The organism is Hymenobacter sp. IS2118, from assembly GCF_000715495.1.
Lineage (GTDB): Bacteria > Bacteroidota > Bacteroidia > Cytophagales > Hymenobacteraceae > Hymenobacter.
Genome location: NZ_JNLX01000185.1, coordinates 69,976 through 88,051, shown reverse-complemented (window position 1 = coordinate 88,051; position 18,076 = coordinate 69,976). Strand labels below are relative to the sequence as shown.

Here is an 18,076-nt window from a genome sequence, read left to right as displayed (position 1 = left end):
GGGCGGTTGCCAGAAGGGCCAGCAGGGGTATTCTTATATCGGTTATCGGCCATTCGAAGGAAGCATAAAGGCCAAATTTACGCAATGAAGGCGGGAAGTGGGGTGTGAAGTTATGGGGGTTTGAGGGCAGGAGGATATGGATGTTGCGTTTCCTGCCGTGCTGAATGCAGTGAAGCGCCTTAGCGCCGAAGCAGGAATCGTCCAAGCTTCTTCCCCGAGTATTCAGAAACTGCGTTGCACGTTGCTTAACATTCAAATCCTTACCTCCTACCCCCATACCCTCCTCCCCTAAAAACCCTCCTCCCCTACCCTCTTCAGCTGCGCGGATGAAACTCGGTGATGACCTGCCGCAGGTAATCCCGGTCGAGGTGGGTGTAGATTTCGGTGGTTGTGATGCTGGCGTGGCCCAGCATTTCCTGTACGGCGCGCAGGTCGGCGCCGCCCTCAATGAGGTGCGTGGCGAAGGAATGGCGCAGGGTGTGCGGGCTGATGGTTTTGCGCAGGCCGGCCTGCTCGGCCAGTTTTTTGAGGGTAGTGAAGACGGTGATGCGGGAGATGGGCCGGCCGCGCTGGCTGAGAAACACCACGTCTTCGGCGCCACTCTTGATGTCGAGGTGGCCGCGCACGCCGCTGAGGTAGAAGTTGAGGTGCTTGAGCGCCTCGCGGCCGATGGGCACCAGCCGCTCTTTATTGCCCTTGCCCACTACTTTCACAAAACCCTGCTCGGCGTACATATTCGAGAGCCGCAGGTCGCACAGCTCGCTCACCCGCAGGCCCGACGAATACAGCACTTCCAGCAGGGCGCGGGCGCGCAGGCCGTCGTCGGTGCTCAGGTCGATGGCGGCTAGTAGCGTCTCAATTTCGGGGTAGCTAAGGGTATCGGGTAGGTGGCGGCCGGTTTTGGGTGCTTCCAGCGTGTCAGTCGGGTCCAGTTTCAGCAGGTCTTCCATTATCAGGAAGCTATAGAACGCCTTGAGGCCCGACAGGGTGCGCGCCTGCGACGTGGCGCTGAGGCCGAGGCCTTGCAGCGTGGCCAGAAATTCGCGCAGCAACACCGTGGTAACTTGCGTGGGGCCGGCGTGCACCTTGCCCATCAGCAGGAACTGCTGAAGCTTGCTCACGTCGCGCACGTACGCCTCCACCGAGTTGGGAGACAGGGATTTTTCGAGCCGGAGGTAGCCTTCGAACTGCTTAATTGCCTGGGGCCAAGTCATTGTTTTAATGAGCAATTATCAATGAGCAGTGAGCAATAATGAATGTGTTGTTTTTGGTTTCTGGCCCACACTGTTGTGGCAATCAACGACCTTTGAAGCCGCAAGCTAAACCTGCGTTGGGCAATTGCTCATTGCCAATTACTAATTGCTCATTGATAACTGCTCATTGATAATGGACATCCTGATTATAAACGGCCCCAACCTGAACCTGCTGGGGCGACGCGAACCCGGCATTTACGGCACCCGCTCCTTCGAAGATTTTTTTCCGGAGCTGGAATCCGCCTTTCCGGGCCTGACGCTCAGCATGTTTCAATCAAACCACGAGGGCGAGTTGCTTGATAAGCTGCACGAGGTCGGTTTCACCCACCACGGCATCGTGTTGAACGCGGGCGCCTACACCCACACCAGCCTGGCCCTGGCCGATGCCGTGGCCGGCATTGCCACGCCCGTGGTGGAGGTGCACCTGAGCAACCTGGCCGCCCGCGAGGAAATACGCCATAAGAGCCTCCTAGGGCGCCATTGCGCGGGCTGCGTCAGCGGCTTTGGGCTGGAAAGCTACCGGCTGGCCCTGCACTGGTTTCAGGCCCAGCAACCCAAGCGCGTGGGGTTTCGGGTATAGGCCAGGTGCTGAACGGATTTTAGTAAGTACACGATTTTAGCAGAGCCGGGCTTCGGTTGCCGGCGATTTGCCGCCGAACTTTGCATACGCGGCCCCGCCGCCATCCCCAAGTCTCTTCTGGGTGCCCCGCCCCGCGCGCGGCAGCCAATACATCGATTACTTTTTTCGTTGTTGCCCGGGCCCGCGAAACGCCCCCAGAATTTCTTCCACTCAAAAATCCGTCCCTTCCGTGGTCCCGACATTCACTTTCAACCCCGGGCCTTCGGCCGTATATCCGGCCGTGCGTCAATACCTCACCGATGCGTTTGACGAGGGCTGGCTTTCGGCCCCGCACCGCAGCGACAAAGTGACCAGCCTGGTACGCCAGGCCGTGACCGACCTCAAAGCCAAGCTCAACATCCCGCAGGATTACAGCGTGCTGTTCACCGGCTCGGCCACCGAATGCTGGGAGATTTTGGCCCAAAGCCTCACGCCCCGCCGCAGCTTCCACCTCTACAACGGCGACTTCGGCGAGAAGTGGCTGAAGTATGCCAAGGCCCTGCGGCCCGCCAGCAGCGGCATTTCTTTCGGTATCGATGAGTTGCCCGACATTGCGGCCCTCCCCTTTTCGGGCGAAGACACCGACCTGGTGTGCATCACACAGAACGAAACCAGCACCGCCACCCAGCTCCGCGAAGGCTTCATCCTGAACCTGTACAACCGCCTCAACGGCGCCTTGCTGGCCGTGGACGCCACCAGCAGCTTCGGCGGCATTAATCTCAAATACATCAAGGCCGACATCTGGTTTGCCTCGGTGCAAAAGTGCTTCGGGCTGCCCGCCGGACTGGGGGTGCTGGTGCTCTCGCCACGGGCCGTGGCCCAGGCCCGCGTTGTAAACGACCGGGCGCACTACAACGCCCTGCCCGCCATGCTGAGCCAGATGCTCAACTTCCAAACCAACTATACGCCCAACGTGCTGGGCATCTACCTACTCGGCCGGGTGCTGGCCGACCGGGAGCCCATCAAAACGGTGCACCAGCACCTGGCCGACCGCGCCCAGAAGCTCTACGACTTTTTTGAGCAGGCCACCCCGTTGCAGCCGCTCATCAGCAACCCCGAAGCCCGCTCCACCACGGTTATCGGCCTGAAAGGGGACGCGGCCACCATCGAGGAAATCAAGCGCAAGGCGTTGGAAGCGGGCCTGCACCTGGGCAGCGGCTACGGGCCGCTGAAAAACACGAGCATCCGCATTGCCAACTTCCCGGCCGTGCCCGATGCCGCTTTTGAAGCCCTGGTGCAGTTTTTTGCCAAAGAATTCCCGGGCTGAGATGAATTAAAAATTAAAAATGCAGAATTAAAAATGAGCGTTTGACGCAAATACCTTTCTCTGATTTTTAATTTTTAATTCTCGATTTTTAATTAAACGCATGCTCAGCCTCCAACAGATTTTTTCTGTCACGCTCACGCTCTTCGCCGTGATTGACATCATTGGCTCCATCCCGATTATCATCCAGATTCGGCAGCGCGAAGGGCAGATTAAGGCCGAACTGGCCACCTTCGTGGCCGGCTGTCTCATGGTGGCCTTCCTGTTTCTGGGCCAGAGCATTCTGCGCCTGTTTGGAGTCGACAACGAGAGTTTTGCGCTGGCCGGCGCGGTTATCATCTTCCTCATCGGGCTGGAAATGATACTCGGTATCGAGCTGTTCAAGTCCGACCTCACGGCCAGCACCGGCTCCATCGTGCCGCTGGCGTTTCCGCTCATCACCGGGGCCGGCACCATGACCACGCTGCTCTCGCTGCGGGCCGCCTACACCCTGCCCAACATCCTGGTGGGCATTCTGCTCAACCTCGTATTCGTGTACGCCGTGCTCAAAACCAGCCCCTGGATTGAGCGCAAGCTCGGCAAGGCCGGCGAGGACGTGCTGCGCCGCGTGTTCGGCGTGATTCTGCTCGCCATCGCCATCAAGCTATTCAAAGCCAATTTTTAAATTTGTTGTCGGTTGTTGGTTGTCAGTTGTTGGTCAACGACTAGCACCTGAAAAGCCTAGCAACTGACAACTAACAACTGACAACGACTGTGATTCACCTGTTCACCGACGGCTCGGCCCGCGGCAATCCCGGGCCGGGCGGCTACGGGGCCATTTTGCGCTACGGACCCCACGAAAAAGAGCTGACCCAGGGCTTCCGCCACACCACCAACAACCGCATGGAATTGCTGGCCGTGATTGTGGGCCTCGAAGCCGTGACCCGCCCCGAACTGCCCATCCGCGTGGTGTCCGACTCGAAGTACGTGGTGGACGCGGTGGAGAAAAAGTGGGTCTTCGGCTGGGCCGCAAAAGCTGATTTTGGCAAGAAGGCCAACGAGGACCTGTGGCGGCGCTTCCTGCGCATCTACAAGCAGCGAAAAGTCACGTTTCACTGGATAAAAGGCCACGCTGGCCACGCCGAAAACGAGCGTTGCGACGTGCTGGCCGTGCAAAGCGCCCTGGGCAAAGGGCTGGTAGTGGACGAGGGCTACGAAGGGAAAGGGTTAACTATTGAGGGTTAAATAGCAAGTTGAAAAGCCCGGTTCAACCCTCAATAGTTAACTCTAATCCCTTCTAAATTGCCCAACGACTACTTCCAGTTCCAGCAGTTCCGCATCGAGCAGGGCCAGTGCGCCATGAAGGTGAGCACCGACGCCTGCCTGCTGGGCGCCGCCGCCGACCTCAGCGGCGCCACGCGGCTGCTGGACATCGGTACCGGTACCGGCCTGCTGGCCCTCATGGCCGCCCAGCGCCACCCCACCGTGCAGATTGAAGCGGTAGAAATTGACGCAGCCGCAGCAGCGCAGGCCGCTGCCAACTGTGCCGCCAGCCCGTGGGCGGCCCGCCTCACGGTTCGTGCCCAAAGCCTGGCCGAGCTGGCGGCTGCCAGCCCGGCGCCCTTCAGCCACTTGCTCTGCAACCCGCCGTTTTTCCGGCAGTCGCTGCCCTCGCCCAATGCGGCGCGCACCACCGCCCGCCACGAATCGGCCGGCACGCTTTCCTTTGAGGCCTTGGCAGCTTTTGCGGCGGAGTATCTGGCAGCAGAGGGCTTGCTGACGGTGCTGCTGCCGCCACCGGAGATGCAGGCTTTTGAGGAAATTGCGACTCGGCACGGGTTGCGCCCGGCTACGCGGCTGGTGCTGCGGCACCGACCGGGCAGCCGGCCATTGCGCCACATCACGGGTTTTCGGCGCGGGCCGGGCGCGGCGGTGGCAGAAACGGAGCTGCTGATTCGCACGGCGCAGGAGGCATACTCGGCGGAGTTCCGGGCGTTGCTGACGGGTTTTTACCTGGCACTATGAGGCTTGTGTTACATGCCCTACACCAGCCCGGCCAGCAGCGCCAGCTTCTCGCGGTGCAGACTATTGAGCAAGTCGGCTTCCAGGGTTCCAAATTCCGCCGCCGCGTAGTGCCGCTGCACACGCCCGCCCACCAGCACCGAAATCTCGTCGCTCGTTTCGGTGAGGGCGCCCAGGATGTGGGAAGTAAGCAGGATGCCCAGGCCCCGGTCGCGCAGCCGTCGCAGAATAGCTTTCAGCAGCAGGTTGGCTTCCAGGTCCAGGCCGTTGAAGGGCTCGTCTAGTATCAGGTACTTGAAATCCTGTACCAGCAGCGCCAGCAGGGCCAGCTTCTTGCGCATGCCGGCCGAGTATTCGTCGGCGTACTGGTCGAGGGGCAATTCCAGCAGTTGATTCCAGCCGGCAAAATCTTTCAGCGGCCGACCACGAGCATGGAGACAGAACTCCAGGTACTCGCGCCCGGTCAGGCGCGGGTAAAAGAACGGCTCGTAGGGCAGCAGGCCCGTCTGCTCGCGCAAGGCCGGGCCATCGGTGGCCCGCACCACACCAGAAAAGTACTTTTCCAGTCCGTAAAGGCAATTAATGAGCGTGGTTTTACCCGCGCCGTTGGCCCCCACCAGGCCGTGAATAGTGCCGGGCCGCAGCGTCAGGCTCACATCGTGCAACACCACATGCGTGCCGAAGGCTTTGCGCAGGTTTTTGACTTCAAGCATGTAGAAAACGATTTTAGGGCTAGAAACTACTTCCCCCGCTCCATTGGAGAGGGGGCTAGGGAGTGAGGCGCCCCAGCCTCCCCCAGCACAGTCCGGAGCCGGCGCTGGCTTTGCCAGATGAGGCCGCCCACCGCCACCAGCAGCAGCACCGGGTACACAGGGTTGCCGGGCAGCAGCAGGGCCACGCTCACCACCAGCGCCTGAATAATGCGCAGCTGCGTGGCATTCGGATAAAAAGCATACTTGGCCAGAATAATCAGTCCCAGCAACGCCAGCCAAAACACGCCCACGGCCGCCGCGCCGCCCACCCCGGCCGGCCCCGCCGCCAGCAGCCCGAGAAAAGGCGCCGCCGTGAGCAGCCCCAATCCCAGCCCCAGCAGCAGCCGGCGCCGCAAAAACTGCCGGGCCGAGCGCGCCGCCAGCACCAGCATCGTGAGGGGTTCGGGCACGCCGTAGCAGCCCAGCAGCACCAGCAGCCAAACAGCCAGCGCGACGACGGGAGCCAGGGGCGCGTCGTGTTGCCAAACGGCCCCGGCCAGCAGCGGCAGCCACACCCAGCCCACTACCCGCAGGCCGCTCACCCACTCAAATGCCTCACTGCGAAACAGGCTGCGGCTTTTGGTGCGCGTGCCCCGGGCCTCACGCACGGGAGGCAACGCCGCCGCCCAAGGTGCCAGCAGCAGCGTAAGCACCGCCGCGCCCCAATCCCGAAACAGCGCCAATACCACCGCCACCGGCAAGGCCCAGAGCAGGTATTCTACTGCCAGCCACCGGCGAAAGGCCGGCGCGCTGATGGCCAGAAATTTTAAATCGGCCCGTTGCCGGTGGGCCGAGGCCAGCAGCAGCACCACTACCACGGGCACCGCCCACCGCGCTTGGGAGTTGGTTGCCGCCGCCACCAGCGCCCGGCCCACGGCCAGCCCCAGCAGGGGCAACAGCACGGCCAGCCGCAGCCAGCCAACTTCGCGCAGCTGCCGAAGCAGGAGTTGACGGCGCAGGCGCAGGTAGGCATGGAGTGCTTGCATGGCGAAGGCGAAACGGCCACCTACTGCTGATATTGTCGGTTGGGTTAGGCTGGCTGCTCTTCCTCCAGAAATACAATGCCGTAGTCCGCCGCCAACTCATCCAGAATGGGCTCGTATAAGTCGGCATGCACCGGAATCAGCACGCCGTGCTGTGCTACTTCGCCCCGCGCGAGCCGACGCACCGCCATACCCAGCGGCAGACCCACGGTTTTGGCCATGCCGGTGTGCGTGGCATCGTCGCCCACCACCGTCAGCGACGAGGTGAGGCGGTGAGTGGCGCCTTGCAGCTCAAACTCGAACAGGTGCTGCATCACAATCAGGTCGTGGTCCTGCGGCTGTAGCTGCCACTTTGCGCTCAACAGACGTTCCAGCAGCTGGGCCGGCGTAGCGTTGGCCTGGCCCACGGGGCGGTCCGAAAACAAGCCCAGCCAATTCAGACGGGCCATTTCTTCCCCGGCCGGGTCCAGGTTCAGGTATTGCGCCAGCCGCGCTGCCAGCACCTGGTTTGGAACGAGTGAAACCGGCAAATAGGCGGCCACCAGTTCCGCCCAGGTCATGGTTTCGGCATTGCCCAGGTTCACGGCGTCGTCAGTCAGGCCGAGGCGCACCAGGGCGTGCCAGGCGGCGCAATAGCCCGGCCGCCGCAGGGTGCCACGCAGAATAGTGGGAATATCATCGAGGCCATAGGGCGCCCGGTAGCTGAGGGAGTCGCGGTTGGCGTAGCCCTCAAAGTCGCCGTAGCCGGGCAATGTCAGCGTCTCGGTGCGCGCAAACAGCTGCTGATAGGGAATGAAGCGCGGGTGCCCGTTTTCCAGAAACTTAGCCGTGCTTTGGCCCGCCAGCACCACATTGCGCGGGTTCCAGGTAAACTTATATTTCCAGGGGTTGTCGCCCTCGGCCGCGGGCGCCAGCAGGCCACCGCAGTACGACTTGAACGAAATGAGCCGGCCGCCCCGCGCCCGAATGTGCGCAATGGCGCGCATGGCCGACATATGGTCGAGGCCGGGGTCGAGGCCGCACTCCATGAGCAGGGTCACGCCGGCCGCCTGGGCCTCGTCGTGCAGCGCCGCGATTTCCGGGCTCACGTAGCTGGCCGTAGCCAGGTGCCGGCCGTGCCGCACACACACCCGCGCCACCACGGGGTGCAGCAGGGCCGGCAGCATGGAAATCACCACGTCGGCTTCGACCACCAGCTGCTCCAGCAGCGTTTCATTGCTGAGGTCAAACGGCACGGCACGGGCGTACTCCGAATGCGCGGCCAGCACCGGCGCGAGGTGGGCGGCATTGGCGTCGGCCACGGTCAGCAACCAGTTTTCGGCCGGCGCGTGGCGCAGCAAGTATTGAATAAGGGAGGAGGCCGAGCGTCCGGCGCCGAGCAGTAGTAAGCGGGAAGTCATGCGGCAAAAGTAGGGAGCGCCGCCCGCGTAGCGCGCAATCCGGGCGCATTGGTGCTGGGGAAATGCCCGCCGTTCGCCCTCATGGTTTCGCATTCCACGCGAGGCCCTATCTTCGCCGCCCCTTATCCGCAATTCATGGCCCGTATTTCCCGCCAGCAGCTCATCGCCTTCGAAGAGCTGGACACTGCCGCTGACCTCACTCCCGCCGAGCAAGCCACCTGGCAAGCCGCCCGCGACGCTACCGCCACCGCTTACGCGCCCTATTCCGGGTTCCAGGTGGGCGCAGCCCTGCTCCTAGCCGATGGGACCATTTTCCGGGGCACCAACCAGGAAAACGCGGCGTATCCTTCGGGCCTCTGCGCCGAGCGCACGGCCCTGTTTGGCCTGGCTGCCAGCCAACCGGAACACGCCGCCATTGTAGGCATGGCCATCGCGGCCCGCCCCACCGCCGGCGACTTTGGCCCGGCCCTCCCCTGCGGCGCCTGCCGCCAGGTGATGCTGGAATACGAAACCCGCCAGGGGCAAGCCATTCCACTGCTGCTGCCCAGCCGGGCGGGCACCATCCTCCGCTTTCCCTCTTTGGCCGCGTTAATACCATTCAACTTTTCAGCCGACGACCTGCCAGCGAGCTGAGCTGGTTAGGTGATTCGATGCTTTCACTCACTTTAGGTTGAAAGCTCACCGGCGCATTTCCCCAATCGACAGCAATGACGGAGCACCACCTGGCCGTAACCCGCACCGCCCGGTACTATCAGCTGGGTGAGTTATCACCCGCTACACGGCGAATCTGGTTCGTATGCCACGGCTATGGCCAGTTGGCGGCCTATTTCTCGCGCCATTTCGCCTTCCTTACCGAAGCCGACCCGCACACGGTCGTCATCGCCCCCGAAGGCCTTTCCCGGTTTTACCTCCGCGGCAACGGCGGCCGTGTGGGCGCCTCTTGGATGACCAGCGACGACCGGCTGCACGAAATAGAAGACCACATCGGCTTCCTCAACCAACTAGCGGCACAGGTGCTGGCCACGTGCCCGGCCGGGGTGCACACCACCGTGCTGGGCTTTTCGCAGGGCACCGCCACCGTCGGCCGGTGGCTGACGCGGGCTCCCTTTCGCCCCGACCGGCTGGTGCTTTGGGCCGGTGGCTTCCCCGAAGACATGGCCGCCCCCGACGTCACCCGCCTGCTACGCGGCCTCGACCTCACGCTCGTTCTCGGCAGCAGAGACGAATACATTTCCACCGCGAAAATGACCGAGCAGCAAGCCTTACTTCAGCAACTCGGAGCAACTCCCCGCCTGCTCACCTTCGACGGAAAGCACGAACTCAACCGTGCTGTGCTGGAGAAAATTGTGGCAACTCCGACCAACAGCTAAGCTGCTACAGAGGCTGGCGCGCGTCTCTGACGCGCTGCCCATTGGCTTCGAGCCTCTGGCTCGACGGGTGCGGGTGTCTGAAACGTCAGTGCACGTTCGAGCCAGAGGCTCGGGACCAATGGGCAGCGTACCAGCTCACAGGCCAGCTTGCAGCACTACCTACTTGCGGATGATGGTAGTGGCAGCGCCTTGCGCCCCGGCCAATATCAGCACTTCGGCAATGGTGACGTGCGGGGGCCGGGTCACCATAAACACGATGACCTCAGCAATGTCTTCGGGGCGCAGAGGCTCAAAGCCTTCGTAAACTTTGGCAGCCCTGGCGTCATCACCTTTAAAGCGCACCTGCGAAAACTCGGTTTCTACGGCGCCGGGGTTTACCTCCGCCACCCGCACGCCCGTGGGCAACAGGTCTAGGCGCATGGTTTTGGTGAGCATAGCCACAGCGGCTTTGCTAGCGCAGTACACGTTGCCATTGGCGTAGGCCTCCTGCCCCGCCACCGAGCCCACGTTCACGATAAATCCAGTTTCGCGGGCCGTCATGCCTGGCAGTAATGCCTGCGTCACGTTCAGCAGGCCCCGCACGTTGGCGTCGAGCATCTGGTCCCAGTCGGCAGGGTCGCCGGTCTGGATTGGAGCCAGGCCGTGCGCGCCGCCCGCGTTGTTCACCAACACATCGGGCGCCTGCAGCGCGGCGGGGAGCGTGGCTACCGCCGCCTGCACCGCCGCCCGGTCCCGCACATCAAACACCAGCGAATGCACCGGCACGGGCGCCAGCTGAGCGGCCAGCTCGTCTAGCCGCTCGCGCCGCCGCCCGGTTATCACCAACTGGTAGCCGGCACCAGCCAGCGCCACCGCAGTGGCTCGACCAATTCCTGAAGAAGCTCCCGTAATAAAGGCAGTTTTCATGGGCGTTGTTGGCTGGTAGTTGTCAGTTGTTGGTTATTCGTTATCAGTTGTGTAAGGCCTAGCAACCAGCAGCTGACAACCATCCCACCGGGCTTAATTCTGAATGTTGAGGTAAAGCGTCACCGAATTGGTACTCATGCGCTGCAGGCTGCGGCTGAAAACGTCACGGTCGCTGGAAACGAGCAGATTACGCAGGCCATGCGAAAAGCGCAGCTCCGGCGCCAACTTAAACAAGGGGTAAAACAAATCCAGCCCGACGCCATATTCAAGGGTCAGGTCGCTGTTCAGGGCCTGCAGCTGGTTGCGCAAGGGGTCGCTGCGACGGTTGCTGGCCGTGATGCTGGGGCTGAGACCAGCTATCATGTAGGCGCGACTATTGCGACGACGGTCTGACTGATACTTTAGCAATACCGGAAACTGGATGACCGTGGAAGTGACTTCCTGGGTCACGATGGAATCCGGATTGGGGTACCGCCGCGGCTTGAATTCTACCTTGCGGGTCAGAAACGAAACCCCCGGCGCGAAACGCAGCACAAACGGCGAAGTCGCATCCCCCAGCCGCGCATCCCCAATAAACCCCACGCCCAGGCTCGGACTGATAACGGAATTGGCGATGATGTTGCGGTTGGTGATGTAGCGGTCCGACTGCTCAATAATAAAGCGGGACGCGCTGAAGCCGACATACATGCCCGGATGAAACCACCGCTCGTCGTAGGCGGGCAGGTTTTTCACCGTAATGGATTTCACAGTTCCGCCCCTGCCCCGTGAAGCTTTAGAGTTGGATTTGCGTTGCCCAAAAGCCACGGTGGGCACCAGCAACCCCAAAATGCCCAGCAGGGCCAGGCGCTTTACTTGTGCGCCGTGTAGATGGAGCTGATACCGAAGGTGAGTGGTTGCCATGCAGGTTCTTTGAAACCGACCCTGGCCAAAATAGCCAGAAAATCGGGACCGTCGGGGAATGCCTGCACCGAAGCGGGCAGGTAAGTATAAGCTGACTGGTCTTTGGAAATCAATTTGCCAAAAACCGGCAGCACCCGGCGGAAGTAAAAATTATAAGCTTGCTTGAGCGGAAAGGCCGTGGGCTTGCTAAACTCCAGAATAACCAGCTTGCCGCCCGGCCGCAGCACGCGCAGCATTTCGGCCAGGCCTGCTTCCAGGTGTGCGAAGTTGCGCACGCCAAACGAAGCCGTCACGGCATCAAACTCGCCGTCCTGAAACGGCAGGTTTTCCGAATCCCCCAACTCCAGGCGAATGCGGTGGCCGAGGCCTTTGGCGGCCAGCTTGCGGCGACCTACTTCCAGCATGCCTTCCGAAATATCCACGCCGGTTACGTGGGCATCGGCGGCGGCGGTGCGCAGGGTTTCAATGGCGAAATCGGCCGTGCCGGTGGCAATATCCAGAATGCGGGCCGGGCGCAGGGCTTTCAACTCATCCACCGCCTTGCGCCGCCAGTAGATGTCGGTGCCGGCGCTGAGGAAGTGGTTCAGAAAATCGTACTTGCCCGCGATGGAGTTAAACATCTGGGCAACCTGCGATTTCTTGTCGTCGGAATTGTCTTTGTAGGGTACTACGGCCATGTGCAGGCGCAAATAACGGTGATGAAGCGAGAAAATTGTATTCCCCCAACGCCCAACAGGGCCGCTTTGTTAACAAACTCAGGGATAAACGAGGTGGAGTGCCCACGCAAAGCCCATAAAAAAAGCGGGCCGGACAATTTGCCCAGCCCGCTTCCCTGTTTACTGACCCGGTTGACTACTCAACTTTGGTCTTGATTTTGGTTTTGTCGCCGTTGGCGTCCTTGGCTTTACCATCCAATTCACCGTCTTTGGTTTTGGTTTTGGTTTCCTCGCCGTTGGCACCTTTGGTTTTCACCTTCACTTTATCGGAGTCCTCGTCCACTTTGGTTTTCACCTTGGTGCCGTCGGCCATTTTCACTTTGCTTTTGCCGGGGGTCAGCGGCGCGGCCATGCCAGCACCGCTGGTGCCTGCGCCGGTGCCCATCGAGCCGGAATTGGTACCGGTGGTACCCGTACCCGTGCTACCTGGGTTGGTCATTGGCATGGATTGGCCTTCCTGCAGTACCGGCTTGAACTCGGCACGACGGTTAAGCTGCATGTTCTCGGGCGAATCGTTCGGAGCCGCCGGACGACGCTCGCCGTAGCTCACGGTGGTCATGCGGGTTTCAGCGATGCCCTGCTTCTTGAGGTAGTTGTAAGCAGCCTCTGCGCGGTTCTGGCCCAGTACCATGTTGTACTCGTCGGTGTTGCGCGAGTCGCAATGGCCTTCAATCGAGATGTTGATGCCGGGCGTAGCCGTCAGAATCTGGGTGAGGTTGTTCAGTTCCGTAATCGACTCCGGACGAAGCTTGTATTTGTCGGTGTCGAAGTAGATGGGCTTATAAGCATACCGGCCGGTCGTATCGATGTAGTTCACGTAGAAATTCTTCGTGATGATAGTCGAGTCGTTGGTCGAAACCGGCACCGGGAATTCCTGTGTTTCGATGTTCTGGCCGTCTTTGCTCACCGCTACCTGGTAGGTACGGCCCGAAAGCACTGCCACCTGATACGCACCGTCGGGCTTGGTAATGTCGCGGAAGCTCAGCGCCGTTTTGTCGGCCTGCGCACCGCTGAACACCAGCTCTACACCCGGAATCACCGTCACACTGTCGCGTGCCGAGAACACCTTGCCCTGGATAATGGCGTTTTTGATGTAGTTGATGGTGTAGATGTCCTTCTCACCGTAGCCCCCAATGCGGTAGCTGCTCAAGTAGGCGTACGAGCCGTCGGGGCTCAGGCGGTAATAAGAATCGTCGTCGGGCGTATTGATGGGGTAGCCCAGGTTCTCAGCCGTACCCCAGCGACGGGTTTCAGCGTTGTACTCCGACTTGAAAATATCGTAGCCGCCCATCGTGTTGTGGCCGCGCGACGAGAAGTACAGGGTTTTGCCATCACGGCTCAAGTAGGGGCTGTCGTCGTCGTAGCGCGTATTGATAACGCCACCGAGGGATTTAGCCGGGCCAAAGTCACCGCTCACACTCGAACGGGTCGAAACGTACAAGTCCAGCGTGCCATCTTCCGAGTAGCGGCCAGTGGAGAAGTAAAGCGTCAATCCATCGGGCGTGATGTAAGCGTCACCTTCGTAAGACTTGGAGTTAACGTTGTCACCCAAAGGCTTGGGAACAGACCAGCCACCGGTAGCGGTTCTTTCCGCCACAAAAATGTCGCCGTTGTTATCGTTACGATACATCAACAGCTTGGTGTCGTTGTCGAACAGTTGCGTCGAGGCATCGTGACCTTTGCCGTTCAGGGCCGCGCTCAGCGAGCGGGGAGCCTCCCAGTTCTCGTCATCCACGCGGGTGGTTTCAAAGATATCCTCGTAATACTCGCCATCGGCGGCAATGCTGTTGTTCTTCTTGTCGGTGAACTGGCCCGTCGCACCCGTCACTTTCTCACCCCGCGAGGTAAAAAGCAGCGTCTTGTCATCCGACGAAATAACCGGGCTGTGCTCCGAATACTGCGTGTTGATGGTTGGCCCCAGGTTTTTCACAAAAATATCCTTGGGCGAGTTGAACTGCACCTTGGCATTTTTGCTGTGCTGAATAAGCTGGGCAAGCTCTTCTTTGCGCTGGTCGTTCTTTTTCAGCGTGACGTTGTAGGCCTGGAAGTGAGCCACGGCCTCGTCGAAATTATAGTTCAGGTGGTCTACCCGGCCGAGCCAGTACTCCACATCTTTCGAAACCTTCGGCTTGAGCTTCTGTGCTTTGTAAATGTAGTCACTGGCCTTTTCCTTGTCGAACGACATATAGGAAATACCGGCGTTGAACAGCGCTTTGGCATTGTTCGGGTCTTTTGCCAATACCTTCTCGTAGAACGGAAGGGCGGCGCGGTAATTTTCCTGCTCGAATAACTTGTTGCCGGTTTTGAGGTCCTTGCCGGTGCTTTGCGCTTGAGCCGTGGAGGCAGTAGCGGCCGTAAGAGCAACGGCGCACGAGGCTTGCAGTAACCTTCTGGATAAGTTGTCCATTGGAGGAGAAGTTTGAAAAAAAGAAATTTCTGAAGGGGTTTTACTCGGAAACGTGCAGCGCTGACAATTGTATTAGCGGCGCGTTAATTTTTGGGCTTATACTGAAAAACAGTGTTAGGGTTAGGCTTTCCTGCTGCTTTGCACAAAAGGCAACCGCACCAAAAGCTAACAACACCGCACGCTTCGCCTCGTCAAATGCAGGACAATGACGGGCAAAGATAGGGTTTTTGCTTGCAAAAAGCGGTTTTGAACAAAAATTCGGCCATTAAGGCGCTTCTGAAATCAGGTGTAGTGGCCTGCTGGCTTGGCAGGCATACCGCGCAAATATAGAAGCATCAATGCAATAGCCATTCAATACGCTGTTTTTTATTTAGGTCCCCAAGCCTTTGCTTTCGGGTGTAATTTTGCGCCCGTTGCTCTTTTACCATTCGCTTATTTATCCGTTCGTCAATGATTATTCGTGATGCTCGCTTTCTAACCAGTAATTCGCGGGCCGACTTGTGCCCTGCTCCCACGTTGCCGGAATTTGCTTTTATTGGCCGCTCCAACGTGGGCAAGTCGTCGCTCATTAATATGCTGACGGAGCACAAAGGCTTGGCCAAAACGTCGGCATCGCCCGGGAAAACGCAGCTCATCAACCACTTTGTTATCAACGATGACTGGTTTTTAGTGGACTTGCCGGGCTACGGCTATGCCAAAGTGAGCAAAACGTCCCGCGCCGAATGGGCGCGCATGATTAATTACTACCTGCGCCAGCGGCCCAACCTGATGTGCGTGTGCGTACTCATCGACTCGCGGCACGCGCCCCAGTCTGCCGACCTGGAATTCATGGAGAAGCTCGGCGAGGAGGGCATCCCCTTCGTCATGATATTTACGAAGACCGACAAGCAGTCCACCGCGCAAACCAAAGCGTTGCTAGCCACTTACCTGGCCAAAATGAGCGAAATCTGGGACGAGCTGCCCCGCTATTTTCAGACCTCGGCCGAAACGGCGCAGGGACGCGAGGAAGTACTCGACTTCATTGCCGAAGTGAACAAGGATTGGGTGGCCGGGGCGGAGAGCAATTCGTAAATTGGCCCCGTAATTGCCAGTAGCGGCGGGCCCGAACCGGGCCGTTCTCGCTTGTCTTATCCTTGTCTTATTAACAGAAGATTCATGTTACAGAAATCCTCTTTTTCGCAGCTTATTTTTGGCTTGCTGCTGGCGGCAGCGGCCCCCGCTGTGGCCCAAACCGCTCCCACTCCCCAGCCGGCCGCCGCCGAAAAAGGCGCGGGCCTCGGCGCGGCGGGCAAGGTCATTCCGGTGGCCGAATACTACGAAGGCGGCCAGGCGGCGATGTACGACTTCATTGCCAAGGAGCTGAAATATCCACTCACGGCCAAGCGCAACCGCATTCAGGGCCAGTGCATCGTCAGCTTCACGCTGAACCCGGACGGAAGCATGCAAGGCGTTAAACTGGTGAAGCAGGTGGGCGGCGGCACCGGCGAAGAGGCGCTGCGCGTGGTGCGCCTGTTGAAATTCAACAACCCGGAGTACCCGATTCTTACCAGCTTGCCCATCGTATTCAAGCTTAGCGCACCGGCCCCAAAAGCTGCGGGAGGAGAATAAAGCCTAATTTTGAGCGGGGAACGATACCGAAGAAGGAATAACCGGCAGGTGCGCCGCATTCATTTTTTTTTGCGTTAGCTCCTCATTTTCCATTTATTACCAAACAAGATGCCCTACGAACTGCAAGAGTTGGCCGCCATCAGCGGAATGCCCGGTCTCTACCGCCTGGTGCGCGCCGCGCGCCACGGTGTTCTGGTCGAAAGCCTGGACGAAAAATCGACTCGCACCCTGGCTCCGGCCCGCAACAAAGTTTCGCTCCTGGCGGAGATTTCAATCTATACCCAGAACCCCGACGAGACGGTGCCTTTGACCGAAGTGTTCGAGCGCATTTATCAAAAGCACGGCGTTGCGGCCCCGGTTACCTCCAAATCGAGCGAAGCCGAGCTGACCGATTTCATGGCCGGCGTGATTCCCGATTACGACCGCGACCGGGTGTACCTGTCCGATATCAAGAAGCTGGCCAGCTGGTTTGGCATCGTGAGCAAGCACCTGCCCTATCAGGAAGCCGCCGCCCCAGCCGCTGAAGCAGAAGCAGACGCAGACGCAATAACCGAGGAAGCGCCCAAAGCCAAGCGCAAATCTGCCAAGGCTGCAGCCGAAGCGCCGGCAGCCGACACCGAGAAAGCTGAGTAAACAGCAATCTGTAACCCAAAAAGGGCCGTTCCTACTGGTAGGAACGGCCCTTTTTGGGTTACAGATTGCTTATTTCGAAGCTACCGCTTTCGTTTCCTTCTCTTGTACCAGATAGGCTTCGGCGGCCTCCACCAGCTCTTTGCTGCCGATGAAAACCGGGCACCGCTCGTGGGGCGTTTTGGGTTCAATTTCCATGGTGCGCTGGTAGCCGTTGGAGCTTTTGCCCCCCGCTTGCTCCACGATGAAGGCCAGCGGATTGCACTCGTACATCAGGCGCAGCTTGCCCTGCGGATTTTTGGCGGTTGCGGGGTAAATATAGATGCCGCCTTTGAGCAGGTTGCGGTGGAAATCGGCTACCAACGAGCCGATGTAGCGGGCCGAAAAGCTGTTGTCTTTGCAGTGCTTCACAAAAGCGGCCACGCCGGACGAGAACGACTCGGAGCTGCCTTCGTTGATGGAATAGACGGCGCCGGTTTTAGGCGTCTGAATATCAGGATGCGAGAGGAAAAATTCGCCCAGCGAATGCTCGTAGGTGAAGCCGTTCACGCCGTTACCGGTCGTGTACACCATCATGGTGCTGGACCCGTAGATGACGTAGCCGGCGGCTACCTGATGGGTGCCGGGCTGCTGGCAATCGGCAGCGGTGCCCTCGCGGCCGGTGGGCGATACGCGGCGGTAAATACTGAAAATGGTGCCAATGCTCACGTTCACGTCAATGTTCGAGGAGCCGTCGAGCGGGTCGATGGCTACCACGTACTTGCCCTGATTGTTGCCGGTCTGAATCATCTCATCATCCTCTTCGGAGATGATGGTGCACACTTCGCCGCCGTTGCGCAGGGCGCGAATGAAGCGAATGTTGGCAATAACGTCGAGCTTCTGCTGGTCTTCGCCCTGCACGTTCTGGCTGCCGTAGGCGCCAGCAATGTCGATGAGGCCGGAGCGGTTGATTTCGCGGTTGACAATCTTGGCGGCCAGGGCAATGTCGCGCAATAGCTGCGACAATTCTCCCGTGGCATAAGGAAAGTCCTCCTGCTTGCGCATGATGAAACGGTCGAGAGTAGTGCCGACGGGCAGGGCCAGTTTGTTGTGGTCCATAAAAAGAGTTGAGTGGGAATGCTTTGGGCAAATTTACCCGGTTCGCGCCGAGAAAGCTACTATCGGGCGCAATACCCCTCCTACTTATCCCGAAACAGCGTTCAGTCAGCCCGAATCAGTTGCGAATGGCCCCGAAAGGCACCTTTCCGGCGTGGGTGCCTACTTTTGG

Annotated in this window: 19 protein-coding genes; 10 read left to right on the top strand and 9 right to left on the bottom strand. The window is 59.7% G+C overall.

Features of this window, described 5'->3' with window-relative positions; genetic code table 11:
- Positions 1–314 precede the first annotated feature (314 nt).
- On the bottom strand, positions 315–1,214 hold the full coding sequence (gene xerD / locus GM79_RS20555; protein ID WP_035567502.1) for a site-specific tyrosine recombinase XerD: 900 nt from the start codon (positions 1,212–1,214) through the stop codon (positions 315–317).
- 172 nt (positions 1,215–1,386) lie between these two features.
- On the opposite strand from xerD, the gene GM79_RS20550 reads away from it, so the two are divergent.
- From GM79_RS20550 to GM79_RS20530, 5 genes are all read left to right on the top strand, one after another.
- Entirely contained in the window at positions 1,387–1,833 is a 447-nt protein-coding gene (locus GM79_RS20550; RefSeq protein ID WP_035567501.1) for a type II 3-dehydroquinate dehydratase, read from the top strand.
- A 229-nt stretch (positions 1,834–2,062) separates the two neighbouring features.
- Positions 2,063–3,139: an aminotransferase class V-fold PLP-dependent enzyme gene (locus tag GM79_RS20545; RefSeq protein WP_035567499.1), complete on the top strand. Its 1,077-nt coding sequence runs from the start codon at positions 2,063–2,065 to the stop codon at positions 3,137–3,139.
- Between the two features lie 100 nt (positions 3,140–3,239).
- Positions 3,240–3,800, top strand: coding sequence for a MarC family protein (locus GM79_RS20540; RefSeq protein ID WP_035567497.1), 561 nt, complete (start codon positions 3,240–3,242; stop codon positions 3,798–3,800).
- 89 nt (positions 3,801–3,889) lie between these two features.
- Entirely contained in the window at positions 3,890–4,360 is a 471-nt protein-coding gene (gene rnhA / locus GM79_RS20535) for a ribonuclease HI (RefSeq protein ID WP_035567494.1), read from the top strand.
- Between the two features lie 57 nt (positions 4,361–4,417).
- Positions 4,418–5,140, top strand: a complete 723-nt coding sequence (locus GM79_RS20530) for a tRNA1(Val) (adenine(37)-N6)-methyltransferase (protein ID WP_035567491.1) — start codon at positions 4,418–4,420, stop codon at positions 5,138–5,140.
- A gap of 17 nt (positions 5,141–5,157) precedes the next feature.
- On the opposite strand, the gene GM79_RS20525 is transcribed toward GM79_RS20530, so the two are convergent.
- The 3 genes from GM79_RS20525 to GM79_RS20515 are packed head-to-tail and all read right to left on the bottom strand — an operon-like array spanning position 5,158 to position 8,272.
- Complete coding sequence (locus GM79_RS20525; RefSeq protein ID WP_035567488.1) at positions 5,158–5,850, bottom strand: ATP-binding cassette domain-containing protein; 693 nt, start codon at positions 5,848–5,850, stop codon at positions 5,158–5,160.
- Positions 5,851–5,876: 26 nt separating this feature from the next.
- Positions 5,877–6,875 carry a hypothetical protein gene (locus GM79_RS25135; protein WP_035567487.1) on the bottom strand — a complete coding sequence of 333 codons (999 nt, stop codon included), beginning with the start codon at positions 6,873–6,875 and terminating at the stop codon, positions 5,877–5,879.
- A gap of 44 nt (positions 6,876–6,919) precedes the next feature.
- Positions 6,920–8,272 carry a saccharopine dehydrogenase family protein gene (locus tag GM79_RS20515; RefSeq protein WP_035567485.1) on the bottom strand — a complete coding sequence of 451 codons (1,353 nt, stop codon included), beginning with the start codon at positions 8,270–8,272 and terminating at the stop codon, positions 6,920–6,922.
- 135 nt (positions 8,273–8,407) lie between these two features.
- Between GM79_RS20515 and GM79_RS20510 the strand changes: the two genes are divergently transcribed.
- A complete protein-coding gene (locus tag GM79_RS20510) occupies positions 8,408–8,905 on the top strand; it encodes a cytidine deaminase (RefSeq protein ID WP_035567483.1) in 498 nt (165 codons plus the stop codon).
- 74 nt (positions 8,906–8,979) lie between these two features.
- On the top strand, positions 8,980–9,642 hold the full coding sequence (locus GM79_RS20505) for an alpha/beta hydrolase (RefSeq protein ID WP_035567482.1): 663 nt from the start codon (positions 8,980–8,982) through the stop codon (positions 9,640–9,642).
- Between the two features lie 159 nt (positions 9,643–9,801).
- On the opposite strand, the gene GM79_RS20500 is transcribed toward GM79_RS20505, so the two are convergent.
- The 4 genes from GM79_RS20500 to GM79_RS20485 form a co-directional block, all read right to left on the bottom strand.
- On the bottom strand, positions 9,802–10,548 hold the full coding sequence (locus GM79_RS20500; RefSeq protein ID WP_035567481.1) for an SDR family NAD(P)-dependent oxidoreductase: 747 nt from the start codon (positions 10,546–10,548) through the stop codon (positions 9,802–9,804).
- A 93-nt stretch (positions 10,549–10,641) separates the two neighbouring features.
- Positions 10,642–11,448 carry a porin family protein gene (locus tag GM79_RS20495; RefSeq protein WP_081867909.1) on the bottom strand — a complete coding sequence of 269 codons (807 nt, stop codon included), beginning with the start codon at positions 11,446–11,448 and terminating at the stop codon, positions 10,642–10,644.
- The gene (ubiE, locus tag GM79_RS20490) at positions 11,397–12,125 is read right to left on the bottom strand and encodes a bifunctional demethylmenaquinone methyltransferase/2-methoxy-6-polyprenyl-1,4-benzoquinol methylase UbiE (RefSeq protein ID WP_035567537.1); all 729 of its coding nucleotides are present in this window, start codon (positions 12,123–12,125) and stop codon (positions 11,397–11,399) included. Before ubiE ends, GM79_RS20495 begins: the two co-directional genes overlap by 52 nt.
- Positions 12,126–12,300: 175 nt before the next feature.
- Positions 12,301–14,571, bottom strand: a complete 2,271-nt coding sequence (locus tag GM79_RS20485) for an OmpA family protein (RefSeq protein ID WP_081867908.1) — start codon at positions 14,569–14,571, stop codon at positions 12,301–12,303.
- 450 nt (positions 14,572–15,021) lie between these two features.
- Here GM79_RS20485 and yihA point away from each other — a divergent pair, with 450 nt between their 5' ends.
- The 3 genes from yihA (at position 15,022) to GM79_RS20470 (ending at position 16,812) form a co-directional block, all read left to right on the top strand.
- Positions 15,022–15,642: a ribosome biogenesis GTP-binding protein YihA/YsxC gene (gene yihA / locus GM79_RS20480; RefSeq protein WP_035567478.1), complete on the top strand. Its 621-nt coding sequence runs from the start codon at positions 15,022–15,024 to the stop codon at positions 15,640–15,642.
- 84 nt (positions 15,643–15,726) lie between these two features.
- On the top strand, positions 15,727–16,179 hold the full coding sequence (locus tag GM79_RS20475) for an energy transducer TonB (protein WP_051719133.1): 453 nt from the start codon (positions 15,727–15,729) through the stop codon (positions 16,177–16,179).
- Between the two features lie 108 nt (positions 16,180–16,287).
- Positions 16,288–16,812 (top strand): DUF5606 domain-containing protein, encoded by a 525-nt coding sequence (locus tag GM79_RS20470; protein WP_035567477.1) that lies wholly within the window; start codon positions 16,288–16,290, stop codon positions 16,810–16,812.
- Between the two features lie 69 nt (positions 16,813–16,881).
- Here the strand turns inward: GM79_RS20470 and fbp are convergent, their stop codons facing one another.
- On the bottom strand, positions 16,882–17,907 hold the full coding sequence (gene fbp, locus GM79_RS20465) for a class 1 fructose-bisphosphatase (RefSeq protein ID WP_035567475.1): 1,026 nt from the start codon (positions 17,905–17,907) through the stop codon (positions 16,882–16,884).
- Positions 17,908–18,076: the final 169 nt, after the last annotated feature.

What these genes read in the sequence shown, in the direction of transcription:
- GM79_RS20475 (WP_051719133.1), top strand. Translation starts at nt 15,727, where the DNA reads ATGTTACAGAAATCCTCTTTTTCGCAGCTTATTTTTGGCTTGCTGCTG.
- GM79_RS20510 (WP_035567483.1), top strand. Translation starts at nt 8,408, where the DNA reads ATGGCCCGTATTTCCCGCCAGCAGCTCATCGCCTTCGAAGAGCTGGAC.
- fbp (WP_035567475.1), bottom strand. Translation starts at nt 17,907, where the DNA reads ATGGACCACAACAAACTGGCCCTGCCCGTCGGCACTACTCTCGACCGT.
- GM79_RS20525 (WP_035567488.1), bottom strand. Translation starts at nt 5,850, where the DNA reads ATGCTTGAAGTCAAAAACCTGCGCAAAGCCTTCGGCACGCATGTGGTG.
- GM79_RS20505 (WP_035567482.1), top strand. Translation starts at nt 8,980, where the DNA reads ATGACGGAGCACCACCTGGCCGTAACCCGCACCGCCCGGTACTATCAG.
- GM79_RS20515 (WP_035567485.1), bottom strand. Translation starts at nt 8,272, where the DNA reads ATGACTTCCCGCTTACTACTGCTCGGCGCCGGACGCTCGGCCTCCTCC.
- GM79_RS20495 (WP_081867909.1), bottom strand. Translation starts at nt 11,448, where the DNA reads ATGGCAACCACTCACCTTCGGTATCAGCTCCATCTACACGGCGCACAA.
- GM79_RS20485 (WP_081867908.1), bottom strand. Translation starts at nt 14,571, where the DNA reads ATGGACAACTTATCCAGAAGGTTACTGCAAGCCTCGTGCGCCGTTGCT.
- GM79_RS20540 (WP_035567497.1), top strand. Translation starts at nt 3,240, where the DNA reads ATGCTCAGCCTCCAACAGATTTTTTCTGTCACGCTCACGCTCTTCGCC.
- GM79_RS25135 (WP_035567487.1), bottom strand. Translation starts at nt 6,875, where the DNA reads ATGCAAGCACTCCATGCCTACCTGCGCCTGCGCCGTCAACTCCTGCTT.
- ubiE (WP_035567537.1), bottom strand. Translation starts at nt 12,125, where the DNA reads ATGGCCGTAGTACCCTACAAAGACAATTCCGACGACAAGAAATCGCAG.
- GM79_RS20500 (WP_035567481.1), bottom strand. Translation starts at nt 10,548, where the DNA reads ATGAAAACTGCCTTTATTACGGGAGCTTCTTCAGGAATTGGTCGAGCC.
- yihA (WP_035567478.1), top strand. Translation starts at nt 15,022, where the DNA reads ATGATTATTCGTGATGCTCGCTTTCTAACCAGTAATTCGCGGGCCGAC.
- GM79_RS20470 (WP_035567477.1), top strand. Translation starts at nt 16,288, where the DNA reads ATGCCCTACGAACTGCAAGAGTTGGCCGCCATCAGCGGAATGCCCGGT.
- xerD (WP_035567502.1), bottom strand. Translation starts at nt 1,214, where the DNA reads ATGACTTGGCCCCAGGCAATTAAGCAGTTCGAAGGCTACCTCCGGCTC.
- GM79_RS20550 (WP_035567501.1), top strand. Translation starts at nt 1,387, where the DNA reads ATGGACATCCTGATTATAAACGGCCCCAACCTGAACCTGCTGGGGCGA.